Origin of the sequence: Halomarina salina (assembly GCF_023074835.1) — an archaeon.
In the GTDB taxonomy this organism is placed as follows: Archaea; Halobacteriota; Halobacteria; order Halobacteriales; family Haloarculaceae; genus Halomarina; species Halomarina salina.
Genome location: NZ_JALLGW010000001.1, coordinates 1,200,240 through 1,220,697, shown reverse-complemented (window position 1 = coordinate 1,220,697; position 20,458 = coordinate 1,200,240). Strand labels below are relative to the sequence as shown.

Sequence of the window (20,458 nt, the reverse complement as noted above, 5' to 3'; positions counted from 1 at the left end):
CAGCCAGACCGAACCGACACGTCTCCCAGCAGGAACGCTATCTCCGGCCGACGTGGTACGTCCGGAGCGAACCGGTCACCCGCAATCGCGCGACTGGTGTCGGCGGGCGCACCGCTTTTGCGCTGTGGCGTGCTACCGTCTCGTATGGAGCACAACCGCGCGGTCGAGATGGGCGAGGAGGCGGTCGTCGACTTCCTCGGGGCGGGCGGTACGGGCGTCGCGTCGTTCGCTCGGGGCGACGGCGACCCACCGCACTCGATTCCCGTCTCCTACGGCTTCGACGCCGAGACGGGCCACCTGTTCTTCCGGTTGGCGTTCGGACCCGACAGCGAGAAACGCGGTGTCGTCGCCGCCGGAGCACCCGTCTCGTTCGTCACGTACGGCAACGAGGGCGGGCAGTGGTACAGCGTCGTCGCGACCGGTCGCCTCGAATCGGTCGAGGACGTCGACGTGGCCGATGGCGTCCTCGAATCGCTGCGCCGCGTCGACATCCCGATGGTCGACGCCTTCGAATCCGAACCGCGGACGCTCTCGTTCGAGTTCTTCAGACTCGACCCCGAGACGCTGACGGGCCGGACCGAGGCGCAGAGCGACGACTGACCACCTCGTCGTGCCACTCGTTCCCACCGTCAGCGAACGCTTTTTCACCCGTCGTCCGTCGGTCGAGCCATGTCGCTGTTCCCCGAGACCGTCGAGACCGAGCGCCTCCGCCTCGAACGCCTCACCGCCGGCGACCTGTGGGACCTGTACGAGTACGCCAGCACCGACGCGCCGGACATCGACGAAGTGACGGAGTACATCAACTGGAACCCACACGAGACGCCGAAGGAGACCCGCGACTTCCTCGCGACGGTCGAGTCGCAGTGGGCCGACGGGGACGGTGCGACCTACGCCGTCCGCCCCCGCGATGGCGAACCCCTCGCTGGCGAGTTCGGCGGCACGACCGGACTCGGGATGGAGTGGAACCGCCGACTCGGGACGCTCGGGCTGTGGCTCCGGAAACCGCTGTGGGGTCGGGGCTACTCGGGTGAACGCGCCGGCGCGCTCCTCGCGCTGGCGTTCGAGCGCCTGGACCTCGACGTCGTCGCCGTCTCCCACGACCCGGAGAACGACGCCTCGCGCCGGGCCATCGAGAAGTACGTCGACCGCTTCGGCGGCCGGAAGGAGGGCCACCTCCGCAACGACCTCCAGTTCGCCGACGGGAGCGTCCGGGATTCGGTCCGGTACTCCATCGCCAGCGAGGAGTGGCGCGAGGCAGTCGGTGAGGACCGCGACGTCCGGTTCGTCGACGAGCAGTAAGCCCACCGCCCGGGAGTGGCCGCCCACCGCTCGACTTCGTACACCCGGCCACGGAGCCACCACGTTGATACGGCGGGATTGCCTCGCGTGGGGTATGTCGAACGCGACGTCGAACTCCCGATTGGGTCCCGCGGCGGTGAGCGGTGCCGTCGCCGGTGCCGTGGCGTGGGTGCTCGGCTACGCCGTGACGTACCTCGCCGCGAGCGAACGGGTCCAGGACGCGCTCACGGACCTCAACGCGTTCGTCGGCCTGGTCGGCGGCAACGAGGTCCCGACCTGGAAGGCCGTCGGCTGGCTCTACCTCAACGCCCACATGGTCTCGGTCCGGGTCCTCGGCGCGCCCGGCGGCCCCCGGACGTACGACCTCCTCGCGGAGAGCGAGAGCGGCAACGCGGCGCTGCTCTACCTCGTCCCGCCGCTGGCCATCCTGCTCGTGACGGCCGCCGCGATGTGGCTCGTTGGCGTCCGCGACCTCGTGTCGGGCGCTATCGGCGGTGCCAGCGCCGTCGTCGGCTACGGCGTCGTCACCGCGGCCGTCGCCATCGTATCTCGCCACGCGCTGGGCGCGGGTATCGAAGCGTTCTCGCCGCTCCCCAACGCCGTCGTCCTCGCGGGCGTCGTCTACCCGGTGGTCTGCGGGTCGGTCGCCGGGGCACTCGTCGGCCTCGTCCGGTCGTAGCTCGCACGCGGCGTCGGGGTCGACCGTTCCGGACTCGCTCCCGACTCACGCCGCGTCGAGGTCGTACGCGACCATCTCGCCCCACGACTCGAAGCCGTAGCGGTCGTACACCCGCGCCGCGCGTTCGTTCTCCGGGTCGACGTCCAGCACCAGTCGGTCCAGCGGGAGGCGCTGGCCGCGAGCGTGGGCGACCGCCCGGTCCAGCAGGTCGTCGGCCAGCCCGCTCCCGCGGTGAGCGGGCGCGAGGAACAGTTCGTTGAGCACGGCCGCATCCCAGACGTACGCGAAGTCCGCCGGGAGGACGAACACGTAGCCGACGAGGCCGTCACCGTCCTCGACGACGGTGATGCAGTCGGGGTCCCGCGAGACGCAGTCGCCGACCCAGCCCCGGTAGCCCGCCCGGTAGTCGTCGGTGAGTTTCTCGTCGTACGCCTCGGCCTTCGATTCGTTCGCACTCCCGAGTTCCCGCTCGAAAGCTGCCTTCAGCTCCCACAGCCCCGGCCAGTCGGCGTCGTGGTCGTACGTCCGGCACGTCGCGTCGGTCATGGCCGGGGTACCGATGGAGAGTGCAAAGTCGGTCCGGTCGCCCGGTGCGGTCGGTGGCGTCCGGTCGCGGGTCGTTCCCGGGACCAGCGTCACCGCTCGCCCGTGAGTCGCCGCTCGGCGAACTTCCCGAGGAGGACGACCGTCGCGGTGAGTTCCAGCAGGAGCTGCCACCCCGACTGCGCGACGGGGAAGATTCGCTCGACGTTCTCGGGTTCTCTCCCGCGGGTCGGGTCGATACCGGTGTTGATGTGGACGTCCTTCGTCGACCCGCGCTGTCCGGCCTCGACGACCCGGCCCCCGGAGGACCCGTCGGCGGGTGCGGGGTCGAGATGCAGTTCGACGAACGTCTGCTCCCACCCCTCCGTCGAGGAGTACTGGAGCCTTCCCGAGATGGCGTAGAACTGGTCGTGGAGCGGGTAGAACGGGTTCGCCCCGCCGCCGGTGAACATGTCGAGGCCGGTGCCCGCGAACGCGTAGACGACGACGGCGACCCACGCGACGTGGACGCCGCGCGACCCGTAGCGCCCCCGGAGCCACGACGACTCCCGTCTCCGAGTGTCGTAGTAGAGCACCAGCGCCGCGCCGAGCGGGACGAACAGCGTGTGCAACAGCGCCCGGTGGCCTCCGGGGACGACGAACCCCGCGAAGGCGTCGAGGTCCGGAATCACCGGAACGAGGAGTATCAGCAGGATGGAACGGCGGTCGAACTCCCGGCCCAGCAGCGCCGCCCCGACGAGGCCCGCGAGCGCCACGTGGACGACGAGCGATGGCATACCACAGCCTCTGGGCAGGTGATAATGGGTGTTGCGGGTCGAAGAGGGGGCGGCGAGAGCGGGTGGAGAGACGAGCGACCGAACGCGCGGCTACACCTCGGGTTCGATGTACACCTTCCGGACCTGCGGTTCGTAGTCGATGATGGCGTCCTCGATGCCCGTGATGGCGTCGTCGATGTCCTCGACGTCGAGGGTGCCGTCGAAGCTCACGTCGGCCGTGACGATGAGTCGCTCCGGACCGAAGTAGACCGTCCGGAACTCGTCGATGTGCTCGACGCCCTGCCACTCGCGTACGATGCTGCGCAGTTTCGCCTCCTCGTCTCTCGGGATGGACTCGCCGATGAGCAGGCGCTTGTTCTCCCACGCCAGCGCGAGCGCGAACCCCATCAGCATCAGGCCGATGAGCACCGACCCGACGGCGTCGTAGATGGGGTCGCCCGTCTGTCGGGAGAGGAAGATGGCGAGCATCGCGATACCCGCACCGCCGAGCGCGATGGAGTCCTCGGTGAACGCGGTGAGGGTGGTGACGTCGCTGGTCTTGCGGAACGCCTCGCGGAGCGTCTCCCAGCCGTGTTCGGTCATCTGCTTCGAGAGCCCCTGGTACGCCTTGTACAGCGCCCAGCTCTCGAAGACCACCGCGCCGGTGAGGACGGCGTAGTTCACCCAGACGCCGGGGATCTCGACGGCGACGACCGGGAGCGTCGTGGTACCGGTCGAGACGGGGTCCGGGTGCTGAATCGCGTGGTACCCGTGTTTCAGCGACTCCCAGCCGGCGATACCGAACAGGAGGACCGCGACGAGGAAGGAGTAGAAGAACTGTGCCTTGCCGTACCCGAAGGGGTGACTCTGGTCCGCCTCACGACCGCTGTACCGGATGCCGAACAGGAGGAACACCTGATTACCGGTGTCGGAGATGGAGTGGTACGTCTCCGAGAGCATCGACGGACTCTGTGTGAGGAGGTAGCCGACGAACTTCAGGATAGCAATCGCACCGTTGGCGACGAGGGCGGCGATAACGACCGACTTGCTGCTTGCCATCGTCCCGATGCATCCGGGGACGGCCCAAAGAGCTACCGGAGATTGATGTGTCGGGCGGCCGCAGTCCCCGTATGATTGCGGTGGTTTCCGACACCCACGGCACCGACGGGCATCGACTGGCCGACCGGACGCTGGCGGCGGTCCGCGACGCCGACCACGTCCTCCACGCGGGCGACTTCAACACCGCGACGGTGCTCGACGCGTTCGAACGCGAGACGGCGACGTTCCACGGCGTCACGGGGAACAACGACACGGTGAGCGTCCGCGAGCGCCTCCCCGACCGCCGGACGGTCGACGTCGGCGACGTCCGTATCGCGCTGACCCATGGCCACGACCACACCGACACCTCGCTGGCGATGTACGGGCGACAGGAGAACGCGGACCTCGTCGTCGTCGGCCACTCACACCGACCGTCGTTCCGCTACGTCGGCGACGTGCCCGTGTTGAACCCAGGGAGCTACGCCGAACCACGGCGGTACCAGCCAGCGCACGCCGAACTCCAGCGCGACCCCCTCGGCGGCCGGCTCGTCCAGCCGGACGGCACGGAGCTCTCTCGGTTCGAGGTGTGACGGCATGGGAGGGAGGGCGGTGGTTCCGGTCCGGGGACGGGGGAGGACCGAAGCTGCATCCACTGCTACGGACCCACACTGCATATAAGCGCGCTTGGCTCAAACGCCGGTTTGACCGATACACGGCGCGCTCGTCCCGTTTCGGTCGGCGGGTTCTCCGACTCCCCACGTGTCGGTTTCAGTACCAGTGATGGCCGACTGGGGCGAGCGACCCGGGCGACGGTGGTCCGGTCCGGGACCGACCGTCCTCTCGGCCCCGAAACACCTTTCTCCCAGAGTGCGCGACGGACGGTATGTTCATCGACGGGAATCTGATGCTGTTCGTCATCCTCGGCGGCATCATGGCCGTCATCCTCGCGCTCTACCTCATGTTCCGCCGGACGCTCCTCGCGTTCAGCGAGGGCGTCGAGGAACGGCGCTAGTCCTCCCGCACCACCGGTAGCGACACGGCTCAGCGCTCGCGCAGTCGGTCGAGGGCCGTCTCCACGTCCGCGCGGGAGACGTCCCAGTGCGTAACGAACCGGACGAGGTGGTCGTCGAACGGCACGCCGAGCACGCCGACCGCGGCACACTCCTCCAGGAACGACTCCGCCGGGTCGTCGGTCGCCGCGAGGACGATGTTCGTCTCGGGCTGGAACGGCGTGACGCCGGGCACGTCTTCGAGCCCCGCCGCGAGCAGTTCGGCGTTCTCGTGGTCCTCCGCGAGTCGCTCGACGTTCTCCAGTGCGAGCAGTCCCGGCGCGGCTATCATCCCCGCCTGTCGCATCCCGCCGCCGAGCAACTTCCTGACCCGGCGGGCGTCGTCGACGAACGACTCGCTCCCGGCGAGCATCGACCCGACGGGCGCGCCGAGCCCCTTCGAGAGGCACATCATCGTCGAGTCCACCTCGTGGGTGAACCGGTGGAGCGGCGCGTCGTGCGCGACGGCGGCGTTGGCGAGTCGCGCGCCGTCGAGGTGGACCGGGACGCCGAGGTCGTGGGCCGCGTCCGCGACGGTGTCGATGGCGGGCGGCGCGATGGCGCTGCCACCCTTCGAGTTGTGGGTGTTCTCCAGCGTGAGCAGTCCCGTGCCGGGGCGGTGGCCGTCGGCCTCGACGTACGCGTCGTGGACCTGCGCGGGCGAGACGACGCCCCGCTCGTCGCCCTCGACGGGCCGGACCTGGAGCTGGGAGTGCTGGGCGAACCCGGCGAGTTCCCACTTGTAGACGTGGCTCTCGCGTTCGACGATGGCCTCCTGGCCTCGCTCGGTGTGGACGCGGGCGGCTATCTGGTTGCCCATCGTCCCCGAGGGGACGTACAGCGCCGCCTCGAACCCGAGCAGGTCCGCGACGCGGGATTCGAGGTCGTTGACCGTCGGGTCCTCGCGGTAGACGTCGTCGCCGACCGGCGCGTCGCGGGCCGCCTCGCGCATCGCGTCGTTCGGGCGCGTCACCGTGTCGCTACGCATGTCGATTGGCGACTGCTCCTCGCTCATGGGATGGGCTACCGGTCGGGCGACGAAATACGCGGTGGTCGCGGTGGACGGCGACGCTCGTCGAGGCGGTGGGTCGGACTCCGTGTCCAGCGGCTGACCGTCACCCGCCGCGACCATTCGAAAGCCGTTTTGACCCGCCCCGAGGAGCCACCACATGGACCCACGCATCCGGGAACACGCACAGATCATCGTCGAGCACTCCACGGAGATGGAGGCCGGTGACAACGTCGTCGTCGACGCCCACCCCGTCAGCGAGGACCTCGTGACGGCCCTCCACGAGGCCATCGCCGACGTCGGCGCGAACCCGCTGGTCATCCAGGAGCGGATGGGCGAGCGGTTCCGCCGGGCGTACCTCCGCAACCACGACGACGAGTTCGGCGACGAGGACTTCCCCGACCACGTGATGGCGCTGTACGAGGCGATGGACGTCTACATCGCGGTCCGCGCCTCGGACAACGCGACTCAGACCGCCGACGTCGACCCGGAGGTCAACCAGGCGTACAACCAGCTCACCCAGCCCATCCTCGAAGAGCGGCTCGGCAAGACCTGGTGTCTCACGCAGTACCCCTCCCCAGCGAACGCCCAGCTCGCCGAGATGTCGACCGACGGCTACGAGAACTTCGTCTGGGACGCCATCAACCGCGACTGGGACGAGGTCCGCGAGTTCCAGGCCGAGATGGTCGACATCCTCGACGACGCCAGCGAGGTCCGCATCGTCTCCGGCGACACCACCGACGTGACGATGAGCCTCGACGGGATGCTGACGCTCAACGACTACGGCGAGGCCAACCTCCCCGGCGGCGAGGTGTTCACCGCCCCCGTCCCCGACAGCGTCGAGGGCGAGGTGCTGTTCGACAAGCCGGTCTACCAGCAGGGCCGCGAGATAACCGACGTGCGCTGCGTCTTCGAGGGCGGCGAGATAGTCGAGTACGAGGCCGCCAAGAACGAGGAGGTGCTCGACAACATCCTGAACACCGACGACGGGGCGCGTCGCCTCGGCGAACTCGGCATCGGCATGAACCGCGCCATCGACGAGTTCACCTACAACATGCTGTTCGACGAGAAGATGGGCGACACCGTCCACATGGCCGTCGGACGGGCCTACGCCGCCTGCGTCGGCGAGGGACGGGAGACCAACGAGTCGGCCGTCCACGTGGACATGATCGTCGACATGAGCGAGGACTCGTACATCGAGGTGGACGGCGAGGTCGTCCAGCGCGACGGGACGTTCACGTTCGAGGAGTAGGGAGGTTCGGAGCCGTGCGAGACCGCAGCTCTCGCTGAAAACCGGCGACGGAGTCGCCGGTGACGCTCGGAGAGCGCGAGAACCTCCGAAATCCGAACGGGGAGCGTCAGCGAGCCGTGAGGAGTAGGGAGAGCCCCGTACACCCAGACGGTGAGCAATAGCGAACCGTGAGGAGGGCTTCGGCGGCAGCGAAGAGCTAGCGGGTCTCGTCGGTTATCCACTGCAGGAACTCGTCGGTGCCGTCGATGTCGGTGTACGTGATACCGGGCAGGTCGTCGCTGTGGAGGTCTCGAACCACCTCGCAGAGCGCCTCGAAGTGCTCTTCGAGCGTGAACGCCGTTATCGAGCAGTACTCCTCGTCGTAGACGGCGCCCTCCCAGTGGTAGTGGCTGGGGCCGCTCGTGAGCCGCGTCCCGGCGACGAGGCGCTCTTCGACCAGTGCCATGGAGATGTCTTCGGCCTCCCGCTCGTCCGGCGTCCCGATCTCGACGGCGATGTGCGTCATCCCCGACGTTTCGACCGGTCCCGAGGTGAGTCTACCGGCGACTACCCCTCGTTCGCTACCTCACCAGTGTTCTCGTCGAGGTCCTCGTCGGCCTCCTCCGCAGCACTCAGGCCCTCGTCGCCGCGGTCCAGTGCGCGGGGAACGTCGTGGTGGTCGGAGTAGCCGTCGAACCAGCGGACGGTGCGCTCCAGACGGTCGACGACGTGCGCCGGCTCGCCCGACCGCGACAGTTCGTGTCCCTCTCGTGGGTAGCGAACGAGGCGGGTGTCGACGCCCTGTTTGCGGAGGAAGAGGTAGAGCATCTCGCCGTTGTTGACCGGGACGCGGTAGTCCTGGTCGGCGTGCATCACGAGCGTCGGCGTCGTCACGCCCTCGACGTGAGCGACCGGCGAGTGGTTCCAGAGGAACTCGGGGTCCTCCCACGGCGTCGTCGAGAAGTCCATCTCGACCAGCTGGAACGCGTCGGTCGAGCCGTAGAAGGAGGCGAGGTCGTAGACGCCGCGCTGGGCGACCGCGCCCGCGAACCGGTCGGAGTGGCCCACTATCCACGCGGTCATGTACCCGCCGAAGGAGCCCCCGGTGACGAACTGGTTCGTCTCGTCGACGGCGTACTCGTCGCAGACGACGTCCGCCCCGGCGTACACGTCCTGCATCGTCACGTCGCCCCAGTTCTGGTCGATACCCATCGCGTGGTCCTCGCCGTAGCCCGTCGAGCCACGCGGGTTGCACCAGAAGACGACGTAGCCCCGCGCGGCGAGCAACTGGAACTCGTGCCACATCGTCCCCGACGTGGACCACATGGCGTGGGGACCGCCGTGTATCTCGACCGCCAGCGGATACTCCTCACTCTCGTCGTAGTCGGGCGGGGTCAGCACCCAGCCCTGAATCTCGTTGCCTGCCGAGTCGAACCAGAACTCCTCCGGTTCCTGCACGTCACGGTCGGCGAGCAGGTCGGCGTTGACCTCGCTGAGGCGGGCGATGTCCTCATCTGCGTGTCCGCTGGCACGGGCGTCGAGCGAGAACACGTCGCCGCGGTGGTCCCACTCCGAGCGGACGAACGCGACGCGCCCGTCTCGGACCGACGCCCCGGTGAGTTCGCCCTCGCCGACGACAATCTCGCAGTCGGCGTCGTCCTCGGGGGCGGCGCGGCGCAGGACGGCGTTCCCCTCGTCCGGGGTGAGGAAGTACAGCAGGCCGTCGTCGAACTCGAAGCCAGCGGGGGCGACGGTGCGGTCCAGTGAGGCGGTGGGAGTGACCGTCTCGCCCGTCTCGTGGTCGAAGACTTCGAGGTCGGTCTGGCGCATCGCGGCCTTCTCCTCGGGCGTGCGGGGGTAGGCGACGCGGCCGTCCTCGGTGGCTGCAACGCTCGCCGCCCAGCCCGTCGTCTGGGTCAGCGTCTCCGACTCACCGCTCGGGAGGTCCAGCGCGTCGATATCGTACAGGATGGAGTCGTCGGGGTCCTCCTGGCGGTTGACCGCGTAGTAGAGCGTGTCGGCGTCGCCGAACGCGGGCGCGCCGAAGTCGAACTCCCCGTCGGTGTGGCGGGTGACGCTCCCCTCGGAGTCGTCGTCCCCGGAACGGCCCACGGTCACGGTGTAGAGGTGGCTCCGCAGGCCGTCGAAGTACTGCACCCCGGCGCGGTAGACGGTCCGGTCGATGACCCGCGGGTCGGGGGCCTCGCGCTCGTAGTCGGGGTCGTCGCTGGCGTCGACGTCCAGGTCCTCCTCGCGCTCCTCGGCCGTCGCGCGCTGGACGAACGCGACGCGGTCGCCGTCGGGCGACCACGCGATGTCGCCCACGCCACCCACCACGTCGGTCACCTGCCGTGCCTCGCCGCCGTCGGTCGGGAGTAGCCAGAGCTGTGGCGCGTCGGCGTCGCCGCGGGCGCTGGTGAACGCGAGTCGGTCGCCGGAGGGCGACCAGCGCGGTTCGGCGTCGCTACCCTCCTCGGCGGTGAACTGTCGGGGGGGAGCGCTGCCGTCGGCGGGGACGACGTACACCGTCGTCTCGTACTCGTCGTCGTCGCTGGGTTCCTTGCGGACGAACGCCACGCGCTCGCCGTCCGGGGAGAGTCGCGGGTCCGCCACCTGGACGATGTCGTGGTAGTCGGTCGCGTCGAGTCGCTGCATGGTAGCGTGGGTCGATGGGGGCCGTCGTGTACGCTTCGGTCGGCGTTGGACGTGCCTCGGGACGAGAGTGGTTCCGGGGGATTGGGCCGGACGCGCAAACCTCAAGCGCCTGCCGTCGTACATTCGGTCGATGGACCGCCCGATTCACGTCGCCGTGCGGGGAGCGCCGTCGGACGCGCTCCTGACGACCCTCGACGCCGAGTACGGGATAGCGGTGGTCGAGGACGACGACGCCGTCGCCTGTACGCTCGTGACGGACGACGCGCTCGACGACGTCGGGACCCGCGACGACCAGGGCGAGGCGGCGACCGGGGCGCACGAGCGCCCGCTCGACACGACCGGACACGAGCGGGGACCGCTGGTCGCGCTCTGTTCCGAGCCGTCCGGGCAGGCGACCGCCCTCACCGCTGGGGCAGACCGCTGCGTGACGCTCGCTGGCGACGCGGCGACGGACGCGGCGAGCGTGGCCGCCGTCGTCGACCGGGTGCTCGCCGACGAACCGACCGAACGCGACCTGCTCATCCGGGAGTCGCTCGACGCGCTGACGGACTTCTTCTTCCTGTTCGACACGGAGATGCGCCTGCTCGTCTGGAACGACGCGGTGACGGCGGTGACCGGCTACACCGACGAGGAACTCGACGAGATGAACCCGCTCAACCTCATCAGCGAGGAGGACGTCGTCGAGGTGGCGACGGCGGTCCAGCGCGCCATCCAGCAGGGGAGCGCGACCGAGGAGGGCGACGTCCTGACGAAGGACGGCGACCGCATCCCCTACGAGTTCACGGGGACCGCGCTCACCGACGACGACGGCGAGGCCATCGGCGTCTGCGGCATCGGTCGGAACGTGAGCGAGCGCGAACAGCGCGAACGGACGCTCGAACGCCAGGCGGAGTCGCTGCGGACGCTCAACCGCATCAACGAGGTCATCCGGAACGTCAACCACGACCTCGTCCGCGCCCAGACGCGGGAGGACATCGAGCACGCCGTCGTCGAGCGACTGGCCGACGAGTCCACCTACCGGTTCGCCTGGGTCGGCGAGTACGACGCCGGCTCCGAACGGGTCACCCCCTGTGCGTGGTCGGGCGAGGGCGAGGCGTACCTCGACGCACGGGAAGACGACGGGTCGAGGCGCGAGACGCTCGCGACGAAGGCCATCCGCGACGGGTCGATGCAGGTCGCCCCGCACCTCGCCGAACGGCCGAGCGAGCCGTGGGTCGACGCGGCGGTCGACAACGGGTTCGCGGCCGCGACGGCCGTCCCGCTGGTGTACCGCGGCGTCACCTACGGCGTGCTCTGCGTCTACTCCGACCGCCCAGACGCGTTCGAGGGCACCGAGCGGGCGGTGTTCGGCGAACTGGGAGAGACCGTCGCCTACGCCATCGGCGCGGCCGAACGCCACCGCGCGCTCGTCGCCGACACCGTCGTCGAACTGGAACTGCTCGTCGGCGAGATAGACGGCATCCCGAGCGCCGCGAGCGCCGTCGACTCCACCGTCACGTTCCGGGGAGCCGCCCCGACCGACGACGGGTCGCCGTCACAGTTCTACCGCATCGAGGGCGACCTGGAGGGCGTCGTCGAGACCCTCCCCGACGACATCGACGTCTCGGTCGTCCGGGACGACGAGGAGGGCGGCGTGGTCCGCGTCGAGGGAGACACGTCGTTCAGCAGCCTCCTCGCCGACTACGGCGGGACCATGCGGCGGGTTCACGTCGAGGACGGCGGGTTCAGGCTCGTGGCGACCTTCCCGCAGGGGACAGACGTCAGGAACGTCCTCGAAGCGGTCCGTGACCGGCTGCCGGCCGCCGAACTCGTCGCTCGCCGTGAGCGCGAACGGAACGAGGACGACGCCCCCGACGTCGCGCTCACCGACCGTCAGCGGACCGTCCTCACGACCGCCTTCCACCTCGGCTTCTTCGACTCGCCGCGGGTGAACACCGGCGGCGAGGTGGCCGAGGAACTCGGCATCTCCACGCCGACGTTCCACGAGCACATCCGCATCGCCGAGCGGAAACTCGTCGAGGCGTTCCTGGGTACGCCCGAGGACACGAACGGGCGGTTCTGAACGGACGGCGCTGGACGAACGGTTCTGAAGAGGCGATTCCGAACGGGCAGTTCCGAATCGCGCCAGCCACCACGTTCGGTGTGAGGAACCATCACACAGACCATAACAGTTAGCCTCGCATCTCATGTCGTTCCGACACTCACGCTACCGTGTGCCTTGTGTCGTGGTGACGGTACACTCCGGGTGGTGGTGTGACCGCGGCACGAGAGGAGCGGCGGTTGTATTCTGCTTTAAGTCTGTAAATTGAATTCTGAATCGTTTAGTTTATAAGTTATAGATACGTTCGACGGATTATGTCGCACGAGACGGGACGTGACGACACGCAACGCACGGCAACCAGACGCTCGGTGCTGGCGACGGCGGGGGCGCTCGGGGCGAGCGCTGCACTGCCGTTCGCGACCGGTCGAGCGAGCGCCGGGGTGGGGGACCTCGTCGACGACACGCTCGACACCGCGAGCGACGCGTTACAGGAGGTGCTCGTCGTCTTCGACTCGCCGGACGACGTGGGCCTGCTCGACGACCTGGACCTCTCGGAGGGGTTCCTGGCGTTCGAGGTGCTCCCGGTCGGCTACGCGCTGTTGACCGGGCCGCAGATAGAGACGGTGGCGGAGTGGGACGCGGTGCGCTACGTCGAGTCGAACCGCGAACTCGACTACCACAACGCCGACGCGCGGGAGGTGACGGGCGTCTCGACGGTCCAGAACGACCTGGGCTACGACGGGTCGTCCGCCCACACCGCGCTCATCGACTCGGGCATCGACGGCGACCACCCGGACCTGGAGGCGTCCATCGCCAACAACTACCGCTGGGTGGGCAACCCGCTGGGCGAACCGACGCTGTGGGTGCCCGTCGGCGGTCTCGACTCCGACGACATCGGCCACGGCACTCACTGTGCGGGCACCGTCGCCGGCGACGGGACGAAGAGCGACGGTGAGGACGCCGGGATGGCCCCCGGCGCGACCGTCACGATGTACTCCTCGGGACTGGCGGTCTCCATCCTGAAGGCGACGGCCGCGTTCGACCACCTGCTGGCGAACCACGCCGACGAGGTGGCCGTCGTCTCGAACTCCTACGGGTCGGCCAGCGCCGACGACTACAACCCCGACGGCGCGCTCCAGACCGCGACGTGGGAGACGTTCGAGTCGGGCGTCCTCCCCGTGTTCTCGGCAGGGAACAGCGGTCCCGGCAACGACACGCTCAACGACTACGCGAAGGCCCCGCACGTCCTGTCGGTCGCCGCGACGGACGACCAGCAGGCCGTGACCGACTTCTCCTCGCGCGGGCGGGCCGCCTCGACCGGCGCGAACTACGACCGGCAGACCGCGCTCGACAACCTCCGGTCGTACTACGACTCGGGGAGCGCGTCGGGTCCCGTGGGACTCTACCGCAACGGTGTCGGCGCGCCGGGGAACGCCGTCACCTCGACGATGTCGCCCGCCGACGTCCTGAACGTCTCCGGCGGCGACACCGACCTCTACTACGCCACCATCTCGGGCACGTCGATGTCCTGCCCGGTCACCAGCGGGACGGCCACCCTGATGGTCGACGCCGCCCAGCAGGAGGGCCACGGGACGCCCGCACCGCTCGACGTCCTCAACACCCTCGAAGCGACGGCGTACGAGGCGAGAGACAGCTACACGCCCGCGAACATGGGTGCCGGGTTCGTCGACGCCGAGGCCGCCGTCCAGCGCGCCGCCGACGGGAACTTCGCCGGGTTCGGCGACGTGACGCTCACCCAGCCGTAGCGACGACTCTCGACTCACGCTTTTTCGACGCGCCCGCCACGTTCGAGGAGAAGAATCACCGTGCGAGCGGTCGGCGACGACCGGCGACACAGCCGCAAGCGACTGCCGACCAGACGCCACGGGCGGGACTGAAAGGGGCCGAGTTCTCGACGACGGCCGGCGACGCAAGCACCGCAGGAGCGAACGGAGTGAGTGACGAGGAGCGCAGCGAGCCGCCCGAGTCGAGAACTCGGGGGCTTTCGAGGTCACGACGGATGCAAGCGGTGAGGTTCCCGAGACAGCGACGGCCGCGATTCGATACCCGACACAACATTCAGCGCCACATCCAGTGAGCAAAGCCTTTACCGGCACCGTCGCGTAGCCCCGGCCAACGATGGTACTCGACAATCTCGGAAGCTCTCTCCGGGGGACCCTGGACCAGCTCCAGGGGAAGTCCCGTCTCGACGAGGAGGACGTGGACGCGGTGGTCAAGGAGATTCAGCGCTCGCTCATCGGGGCCGACGTGGACATCAGCCTCGTTCAGGACCTCTCCGACTCCATCAGACAGCGGGCGCTCGACGAGGAGCCACCCGCCGGGACGACCGCTCGCGACCACGTCCTGAAGATCGTCTACGAGGAGATGGTCGCGCTGGTCGGCGACTCCACCGAACTGCCACTCGAATCGCAGACCATCCTGCTCGCGGGGCTCCAGGGGTCGGGGAAGACCACCAGCGCCGCCAAGATGGCGTGGTGGTTCTCGACGAAGGGGCTCCGCCCGGCCGTCATCCAGACCGACACCTTCCGCCCCGGCGCGTACGAGCAGTCCAAGCAGATGTGCGAACGCGCGGAGGTCGACTTCTACGGCGACCCGGACGAGGAGGACCCGGTCGAGATCGTCCGCAAGGGGTTCGAGGAGACCCAGGAGGCCGACATCCGCATCGTCGACACCTCCGGGCGCTCCGGGCTGAACGAGGAGCTCATCGAGGAGCTGAAGGAGATAGAGGGGTTCGCGACCCCCGACCGCAACCTGCTGGTGCTCGACGCCGCCATCGGGCAGGGCGCGAAGGATCAGGCCCGCGCGTTCGGCGACGCGGTCGGTATCGACGGCGTCGTCATCACGAAGCTCGACGGGACGGCGAAAGGTGGGGGCGCGCTCGCGGCGGTCAACGAGACGGACTCGACCATCGCGTTCCTCGGGACCGGCGAGACGGTCCAGGACATCGAGCGCTTCGAGCCAAACGGCTTCATCTCCCGGCTGCTCGGGATGGGCGACCTGAAACAGCTCGCCGAGCGCGTCGAGCGGGCGATGCAGGGGACCGGCGAGGACGACGACTGGGACCCCGAGGACATGATGCAGGGCAACTTCACCCTGCACGACATGCGCAAGCAGATGCAGGCGATGAACAACATGGGGCCGCTCGAACAGGTGATGGACATGATTCCGGGGTTCGGCGGCGGCCTGATGGACCAGCTCCCGGACGACGCGATGGACGTCACCAAGTCGCGGATGCTCGACTTCGAGGTCATCATGGACTCGATGACCGAGGAGGAACTGGAGAACCCCCGCGTCGTCGGCGCGGAGCGCACCGAGCGCATCGCCCGTGGCTCCGGGAAGAGCGAGGAGCGCATCTCCGAACTGCTCGAACAGCACCGCATGATGGAGCGGATGATAAAGCAGTTCCAGGGGATGGGCGACGGCGACATGCAGCGCATGATGAAACGGATGGAACAGCAGGGTGGCGGCGGCGGTAGCGGTGGGATGGGCGGGATGCCCCCCTTCGGCGACTAGGAGTCGGAGAAGCTCGTTTTCCAGGTGTCAGTTCGGATTGTTCTCGTTCCGTCGGTGCAGCAGTAGTGAACAGCTCCGAAGCCCTCACGCTCTGCACTTCCGGGAGGCTCACTCCGTTCGCCTCCCGCCGTCCCGCTCGTTCCACTCGCTGGACTCCCGGGACTCGCTGCGCTCCTCCGTCGCTCGCGATGCTCGCTCCCTGCGGTGCTTACTTCGTCCGGGGTCGTGCAGACCGCTCGCCCTTCACCCACCAGGACCGCACCGCACCGGCGAAGACAGTCCGTCGCAGTCGGGTTTTTTGTCGAGGGCGCGCATCGTCTCGGGCGATGACCGTCGGTGACGTGGCACGGGAGGCCTACCGCGAGGGACTGCCGGCGCTGTCGGCGAGCGCGTTCGGCGGCTTACTCGCGGGCGTCGCGTTGAGCGGGATGCGCGCCGAGTTCGAGGCCGTCGCGGGCTTGCTCGTCCTCGTCCCGGCGCTGCTGGCGACGCGGGGGAACGTCTACGGGTCGCTCGGCGCACGCGTCGCGACGGCGCTCCACCAGGGACTCGTCGAACCACGGCTCCGGGGGACCGACGAACGACTCCGGGCGGCCGTCGTCGCCGCGCTGGCGAACGGTATCGTCGCCAGCGTGTTCTCGGCGGTGGTGGCGTGGGTCGCGCTCGTCGCGCTCGCCCAGTCACACGCCACGCTCCTCGAACTGACCCTCATCTCGTTCCTCGCGGCGCTGCTGTCGGGTATCGTCCTCGCCGTCGTCGTCGTCGTCGTCGTCTTCAGCGGCTTCAAGCGCGGGTTCAACCCGGACACGCTCGTCGGCCCCATCGTGACGACGGCGGGCGACGTCTTCGGCGTCCTCTTCCTCTGGCTCTCGGTCCAGGTCGTCGTCGGGGTGCTCTGACGCCGTGGCGACGCCGTGGACCGTCCGGGCCATCACGCGGGCGACGCTCCCGGTGTTGCTCCTGCTGACGCTCGTCGCGGTGGGCAGCGGCCTCGTCCTCGTCGGGTTCGAGGCGACGCTGCTGGAGTACCCCTCGCTGCTCGTGCTCGTTCCGGTGACCATCGGGTCGGCGGGGAACCTCGGGAGCGTGCTGGCCTCGCGGCTCTCGACGGCGTTCCACCTCGGGACGCTCTCGTTCGGGGCCGACGAGACGCTGCTCGGCAACGCCGTGGCGACCGTCATGCTCTCGCTGACCGTCTTCCCGCTCATCGGCGTCGGCGCGTGGCTCCTCACGACGCTCCTGTCGGAGAGCCGCCTGCCGCTCCTGACGGTGGTGCTCGTCGCCGTCCTCTCCGGAGCCGTCCTCGCGGTGCTCGCCGTCCTCGTCACCGTCGCCACGGCGTACACCGCCTACCAGCTCCAGCTCGACCCCGACGACGTGGTCATCCCCGTCGTCACGAACACCTGCGACGTACTGGGCGTCCTCGTCCTGTTCGTCGTGGTGCAACTGCTCGTCTGAGGCGCGTGGAGGCGGTCGGAAACGGGCTGCTCACGGCTCCCTTCGGCCGTCGTTCGCTGCGTTTTGGTGCTCCTTCGCTCGTTCCATTCGCACTGGTGGTTCTCGCTCACTGCGTTCGCTACCGAATCGCGCACCTGCGCTCGCGGGTCACTCCGTTCCCCGCTCGCATTGTCGAGGCGGTTCGTTCCCTACGGTCACTCACCACCTCGCTACGGCCGCCACACCGAATCCGGGTCGACACGCTCGGCCAGCACCGCGTTCACCACCACTCCCAGCAGTAACGCCAGTCCGCCGACGTAGAGCCACGTCAGCAGGAGCAACAGCCCACCGACGACGCCGTACAGCTGGACGCTCTGGGAGAACCCCGCGTAGATGCGGAAGAACACCGCCGAGACGGTCCAGAGGCCGGCGGCGAACACCGCGCCGGGCACCGCCTCGCGCGGCGTGATCTCGATACCGGGGAAGACGTAGTACATCGGGAAGAACCCGGCCGCGAGCGCCACGAACAGTACTGCTGGCGCGAGAATCGCCAGGAGAACGCCCTTCACGACCAGCGAGAGCACCACGCCGAGACCGATGGCGAGCGCGAACGCCAGCGGCGTGGTCACCGTCGCGATGGCGATGACCTCGACCTGCCGAAACAGCGACCCCTGCTTCCGGGTGCCGTACACCTCCTCGAACGCCGCGTTGGTCGTGTGGAACGTCCGCGTCGTGCTCCACGCGAGGATGAGGAAGGCGAGGACGGCCGCACGGATGCGACCACTCGCCCCGTCCGTCGTCGAGGAGAGCATCGACTCCAGCTGGCCCGTCGGGAGGCCCACCGCCGACGAGAGCGACGACGTGACCGCGCCGAGCTGTCCCACCGCCGAGAGACCGAGGAGTGCGAACAACCCCAGCGGAATCAGCGTGTTGAACGCGTGGTAGCCGAGACTCGCCGCCGTCACCGACACCTGCTGCTCGCGGGCGACGGCGAAGACGGTCCGTAGCGCCGTCCGGTACGTTCCTCTGTCCACACTGGTCGTTCCACGTGAGGGTATAAAAAGGAAGACCGTCGACTGCGCCGGGAGGTCGGCCAGCGATGGCTCGTGTCGGCTCCGACTCAGGCCATCGAGCGGCAGGTCTCCGCGCACTCGCGGAGGACCTCGGCGCACGCCTGGCAGTGGTCGTGGTCGTGCTGGTCGCACTCGTCGGCGCACGCCTCGCAGGCGTCCGCGCAGGTCGCCGCGAGGTCGCCGCTGTAGTCGGAGTCCCGCGCCATGAACCGGGCGTGGAGGCTCGCGATGTCGGCGACGTCACGACAGAGGCGGACGCACTCGGCCATCCCCTCGCCGTGGCCGGCGCACTCGTCGGCACACCACTCGCAGACCTGCGTCGCTTCGAGACAGTTGTCCAGACACTCGCGTTGCTCCTCGCTCAGGTGGTCGATCTGTTGCAGCGCCATGGACGACAGGAGAGCGGAGACGAGAGTCCCGGTTGTGCTTGCGCGAGCAGGGGGAGCCGAGGGGCGAGCGAACGCACTGTGCAGCCCCCGAGCGGCCGGCCGACCGGTCAGTCGTCGCTCGGCGGGAGGCCGGTCGAGCGCCGTGCGGTGGCGAACCGGTCGGGGAGGTAGCTGGCCAGCGAGGGCGGCACCAGCCGCGCGAGCCGTTCCCAGCAGTCGGCCAACCGTCGACGGAGCAGCGTGTAGCCGACGGCGACGGTCAACAGGCCGACGACGGCGGGGTCGACCACCGCACCGCCCAGCGCGAGCGTCGGGAGCGCGACCGTCCCGGCAAGCACAAGGTCCGCAGGTGCACCGTCGTACGGGACCAGCCGACGCGGGCGGAGCCAATGGCCGTGGAAGTGGCTGTAGACGGCGCGTTCGGACGTCTCCTGCCACGGCTTCAGTTCGAGGCCGCCGCCGAGCACGTCCATCGCGGCGTGGAGCCCCGCGGCGGCGAGGAACGTCGCGAGCGCCACCGTCTCGACCGACGGCGCGGCGACGGCGAGCGCCACGGCCCCCAGCGTGGCGAGCGGTCCGTACACCGGGAAGTGCAGTGTGCGGCGGTGCCCGACGTAGAGGTCGAGGTCCGGAACCAGCCCACCCAGCGCGCCCGATACGAGGGCTATCGGGGCCGCCTCCGGGAAGACCACCGTCGCCACGGCGCTCACCGCGATACCCACGAGGACGTGGGTCATCACCATCATCGACGGTCGTATGTGCTTGAACTGTAAATCCGTATCGGCGATTGGGTCGAGAGGGACAGGTCTTAGCTACCCCCTGCTCTAGGGGTCGATAGATGCCCTCGCGCGGTCGGACAGTCGAGTTCCAGCGAGCCGTCAGCCGACTCCTCCAGCTAGCTATCGCGCTCCTGCTCGTCGTCGGCGTCGTGACCCAGAACCTCGGCATCGTCGTCAACGCACTCGTCGCCCTCGGCGTCACGTTCCTCCCGGCGCTGCTCGAACGCGACTACTCGCTCAACCTCGACGCGAAACTGACGCTCTGGCTCACCCTCGCCGTCTTCCTCCACACCCTCGGGATGACCGGCCTCTACCGCGACGTCTGGTGGTGGGACCACGTCACCCACACGCTGTCTGCGACGGTGGTCGCCGCCGCGGGCTACGCCGCCGTCAGCGCCCTCGACGAGTACTCCGACGCCGTCCGGTTCACCGACCACTTCCTGTTCGTGTTCATCGTGCTGTTCACCGTCGGTCTCGGCGTGTTCTGGGAGGTACTCGAGTTCGTCGCCCGCGAACTCGCCGACATCGTTGGCGCGGAGCCGGTGCTCGTCCAGTACGGTCTCGGGGACACGATCGTCGACCTCGTGTTCGACATGGTGGGCGCGATACTGCTGGCGCTGTTCGGCACGAACGAACTGTCGGACCTCGTCGATAGCCTCACCGAGCGCTACGAACGTGCTCGTCGCTCCCGAACGAAGTGACGGCGAGCGGTGTGGGGTGCCACCTCCCGCTCACCACCGGACGACGCTCTCCTCGTCGACGAGGAGGTAGGCGTCGGCCGACTCGTGGTCGTAGACGAGCGTCCGGTCACCGACCCGGAGCGTCGGCGGCCCGTCGCTACGACGTGCATGGTTGCTGAACACACTCCGCCGTTCGCCCGTGGGGAGTCGTCTATTGCCGGTACGTGTGTAGCCCTGGCGACAGGCGGTTGGGGGAGGCGGGCGTCG

General features: G+C 68.9%; 22 protein-coding genes. 12 read left to right on the top strand and 10 right to left on the bottom strand.

Features of this window, described 5'->3' with window-relative positions; genetic code table 11:
• Nucleotides 1–144: 144 nt before the first annotated feature.
• The 3 genes from MX571_RS06245 to MX571_RS06235 all read left to right on the top strand — a co-directional run bounded on the left by MX571_RS06245 (nucleotide 145) and on the right by MX571_RS06235 (nucleotide 1,978).
• A complete protein-coding gene (locus tag MX571_RS06245; protein ID WP_247414725.1) occupies nucleotides 145–600 on the top strand; it encodes a pyridoxamine 5'-phosphate oxidase family protein in 456 nt (151 codons plus the stop codon).
• A 69-nt stretch (nucleotides 601–669) separates the two neighbouring features.
• Nucleotides 670–1,299 carry a GNAT family N-acetyltransferase gene (locus MX571_RS06240; protein ID WP_368408989.1) on the top strand — a complete coding sequence of 210 codons (630 nt, stop codon included), beginning with the start codon at nucleotides 670–672 and terminating at the stop codon, nucleotides 1,297–1,299.
• A 94-nt stretch (nucleotides 1,300–1,393) separates the two neighbouring features.
• Nucleotides 1,394–1,978, top strand: a complete 585-nt coding sequence (locus tag MX571_RS06235) for a DUF7978 family protein (protein WP_247414724.1) — start codon at nucleotides 1,394–1,396, stop codon at nucleotides 1,976–1,978.
• A gap of 45 nt (nucleotides 1,979–2,023) precedes the next feature.
• Here MX571_RS06235 and MX571_RS06230 read toward each other — a convergent pair whose 3' ends face one another.
• The 3 genes from MX571_RS06230 to MX571_RS06220 all read right to left on the bottom strand — a co-directional run bounded on the left by MX571_RS06230 (nucleotide 2,024) and on the right by MX571_RS06220 (nucleotide 4,335).
• Nucleotides 2,024–2,524 (bottom strand): GNAT family N-acetyltransferase, encoded by a 501-nt coding sequence (locus tag MX571_RS06230; protein ID WP_247418438.1) that lies wholly within the window; start codon nucleotides 2,522–2,524, stop codon nucleotides 2,024–2,026.
• A gap of 89 nt (nucleotides 2,525–2,613) precedes the next feature.
• On the bottom strand, nucleotides 2,614–3,297 hold the full coding sequence (locus MX571_RS06225) for a metal-dependent hydrolase (protein WP_247414723.1): 684 nt from the start codon (nucleotides 3,295–3,297) through the stop codon (nucleotides 2,614–2,616).
• Between the two features lie 90 nt (nucleotides 3,298–3,387).
• On the bottom strand, nucleotides 3,388–4,335 hold the full coding sequence (locus tag MX571_RS06220) for a cation diffusion facilitator family transporter (RefSeq protein ID WP_247414722.1): 948 nt from the start codon (nucleotides 4,333–4,335) through the stop codon (nucleotides 3,388–3,390).
• Between the two features lie 71 nt (nucleotides 4,336–4,406).
• Here MX571_RS06220 and MX571_RS06215 point away from each other — a divergent pair, with 71 nt between their 5' ends.
• Nucleotides 4,407–4,904 carry a metallophosphoesterase gene (locus MX571_RS06215; RefSeq protein WP_247414721.1) on the top strand — a complete coding sequence of 166 codons (498 nt, stop codon included), beginning with the start codon at nucleotides 4,407–4,409 and terminating at the stop codon, nucleotides 4,902–4,904.
• A gap of 293 nt (nucleotides 4,905–5,197) precedes the next feature.
• Entirely contained in the window at nucleotides 5,198–5,326 is a 129-nt protein-coding gene (locus MX571_RS22350; RefSeq protein WP_282594467.1) for a DUF7859 family protein, read from the top strand.
• Between the two features lie 29 nt (nucleotides 5,327–5,355).
• Here the strand turns inward: MX571_RS22350 and MX571_RS06210 are convergent, their stop codons facing one another.
• Nucleotides 5,356–6,378 (bottom strand): threonine aldolase family protein, encoded by a 1,023-nt coding sequence (locus tag MX571_RS06210; protein WP_247414720.1) that lies wholly within the window; start codon nucleotides 6,376–6,378, stop codon nucleotides 5,356–5,358.
• A gap of 154 nt (nucleotides 6,379–6,532) precedes the next feature.
• Between MX571_RS06210 and MX571_RS06205 the strand changes: the two genes are divergently transcribed.
• Nucleotides 6,533–7,624, top strand: coding sequence for an aminopeptidase (locus tag MX571_RS06205; RefSeq protein WP_247414719.1), 1,092 nt, complete (start codon nucleotides 6,533–6,535; stop codon nucleotides 7,622–7,624).
• 196 nt (nucleotides 7,625–7,820) lie between these two features.
• Here the strand turns inward: MX571_RS06205 and cutA are convergent, their stop codons facing one another.
• Both cutA and MX571_RS06195 read right to left on the bottom strand, forming a co-directional pair.
• Complete coding sequence (gene cutA / locus MX571_RS06200) at nucleotides 7,821–8,129, bottom strand: divalent-cation tolerance protein CutA (protein WP_247414718.1); 309 nt, start codon at nucleotides 8,127–8,129, stop codon at nucleotides 7,821–7,823.
• Nucleotides 8,130–8,170: 41 nt separating this feature from the next.
• A complete protein-coding gene (locus MX571_RS06195; protein ID WP_247414717.1) occupies nucleotides 8,171–10,258 on the bottom strand; it encodes a S9 family peptidase in 2,088 nt (695 codons plus the stop codon).
• Nucleotides 10,259–10,388: 130 nt separating this feature from the next.
• On the opposite strand from MX571_RS06195, the gene MX571_RS06190 reads away from it, so the two are divergent.
• The 5 genes from MX571_RS06190 to MX571_RS06170 all read left to right on the top strand — a co-directional run bounded on the left by MX571_RS06190 (nucleotide 10,389) and on the right by MX571_RS06170 (nucleotide 17,291).
• Nucleotides 10,389–12,320 carry a bacterio-opsin activator domain-containing protein gene (locus MX571_RS06190; RefSeq protein WP_247414716.1) on the top strand — a complete coding sequence of 644 codons (1,932 nt, stop codon included), beginning with the start codon at nucleotides 10,389–10,391 and terminating at the stop codon, nucleotides 12,318–12,320.
• Between the two features lie 293 nt (nucleotides 12,321–12,613).
• Nucleotides 12,614–14,065 (top strand): S8 family serine peptidase, encoded by a 1,452-nt coding sequence (locus MX571_RS06185; protein WP_247414715.1) that lies wholly within the window; start codon nucleotides 12,614–12,616, stop codon nucleotides 14,063–14,065.
• Nucleotides 14,066–14,438: 373 nt separating this feature from the next.
• Entirely contained in the window at nucleotides 14,439–15,833 is a 1,395-nt protein-coding gene (locus tag MX571_RS06180; RefSeq protein ID WP_247414714.1) for a signal recognition particle protein Srp54, read from the top strand.
• A 326-nt stretch (nucleotides 15,834–16,159) separates the two neighbouring features.
• Nucleotides 16,160–16,732 (top strand): magnesium transporter, encoded by a 573-nt coding sequence (locus MX571_RS06175; RefSeq protein WP_247414713.1) that lies wholly within the window; start codon nucleotides 16,160–16,162, stop codon nucleotides 16,730–16,732.
• Between the two features lie 4 nt (nucleotides 16,733–16,736).
• The gene (locus MX571_RS06170; RefSeq protein ID WP_247414712.1) at nucleotides 16,737–17,291 is read left to right on the top strand and encodes a magnesium transporter; all 555 of its coding nucleotides are present in this window, start codon (nucleotides 16,737–16,739) and stop codon (nucleotides 17,289–17,291) included.
• A 209-nt stretch (nucleotides 17,292–17,500) separates the two neighbouring features.
• Here MX571_RS06170 and MX571_RS06165 read toward each other — a convergent pair whose 3' ends face one another.
• The 3 genes from MX571_RS06165 to MX571_RS06155 all read right to left on the bottom strand — a co-directional run bounded on the left by MX571_RS06165 (nucleotide 17,501) and on the right by MX571_RS06155 (nucleotide 19,478).
• Entirely contained in the window at nucleotides 17,501–18,304 is an 804-nt protein-coding gene (locus MX571_RS06165) for a YihY/virulence factor BrkB family protein (RefSeq protein ID WP_247414711.1), read from the bottom strand.
• Nucleotides 18,305–18,390: 86 nt separating this feature from the next.
• Nucleotides 18,391–18,732, bottom strand: coding sequence for a four-helix bundle copper-binding protein (locus MX571_RS06160; protein ID WP_247414710.1), 342 nt, complete (start codon nucleotides 18,730–18,732; stop codon nucleotides 18,391–18,393).
• 107 nt (nucleotides 18,733–18,839) lie between these two features.
• Complete coding sequence (locus MX571_RS06155) at nucleotides 18,840–19,478, bottom strand: metal-dependent hydrolase (RefSeq protein WP_247414709.1); 639 nt, start codon at nucleotides 19,476–19,478, stop codon at nucleotides 18,840–18,842.
• 92 nt (nucleotides 19,479–19,570) lie between these two features.
• Here MX571_RS06155 and MX571_RS06150 point away from each other — a divergent pair, with 92 nt between their 5' ends.
• The gene (locus tag MX571_RS06150; RefSeq protein WP_247414708.1) at nucleotides 19,571–20,212 is read left to right on the top strand and encodes a DUF2238 domain-containing protein; all 642 of its coding nucleotides are present in this window, start codon (nucleotides 19,571–19,573) and stop codon (nucleotides 20,210–20,212) included.
• A gap of 30 nt (nucleotides 20,213–20,242) precedes the next feature.
• Here the strand turns inward: MX571_RS06150 and MX571_RS22345 are convergent, their stop codons facing one another.
• Nucleotides 20,243–20,374 carry a hypothetical protein gene (locus tag MX571_RS22345; RefSeq protein ID WP_282594466.1) on the bottom strand — a complete coding sequence of 44 codons (132 nt, stop codon included), beginning with the start codon at nucleotides 20,372–20,374 and terminating at the stop codon, nucleotides 20,243–20,245.
• Between the last annotated feature and the right edge of the window lie 84 nt (nucleotides 20,375–20,458).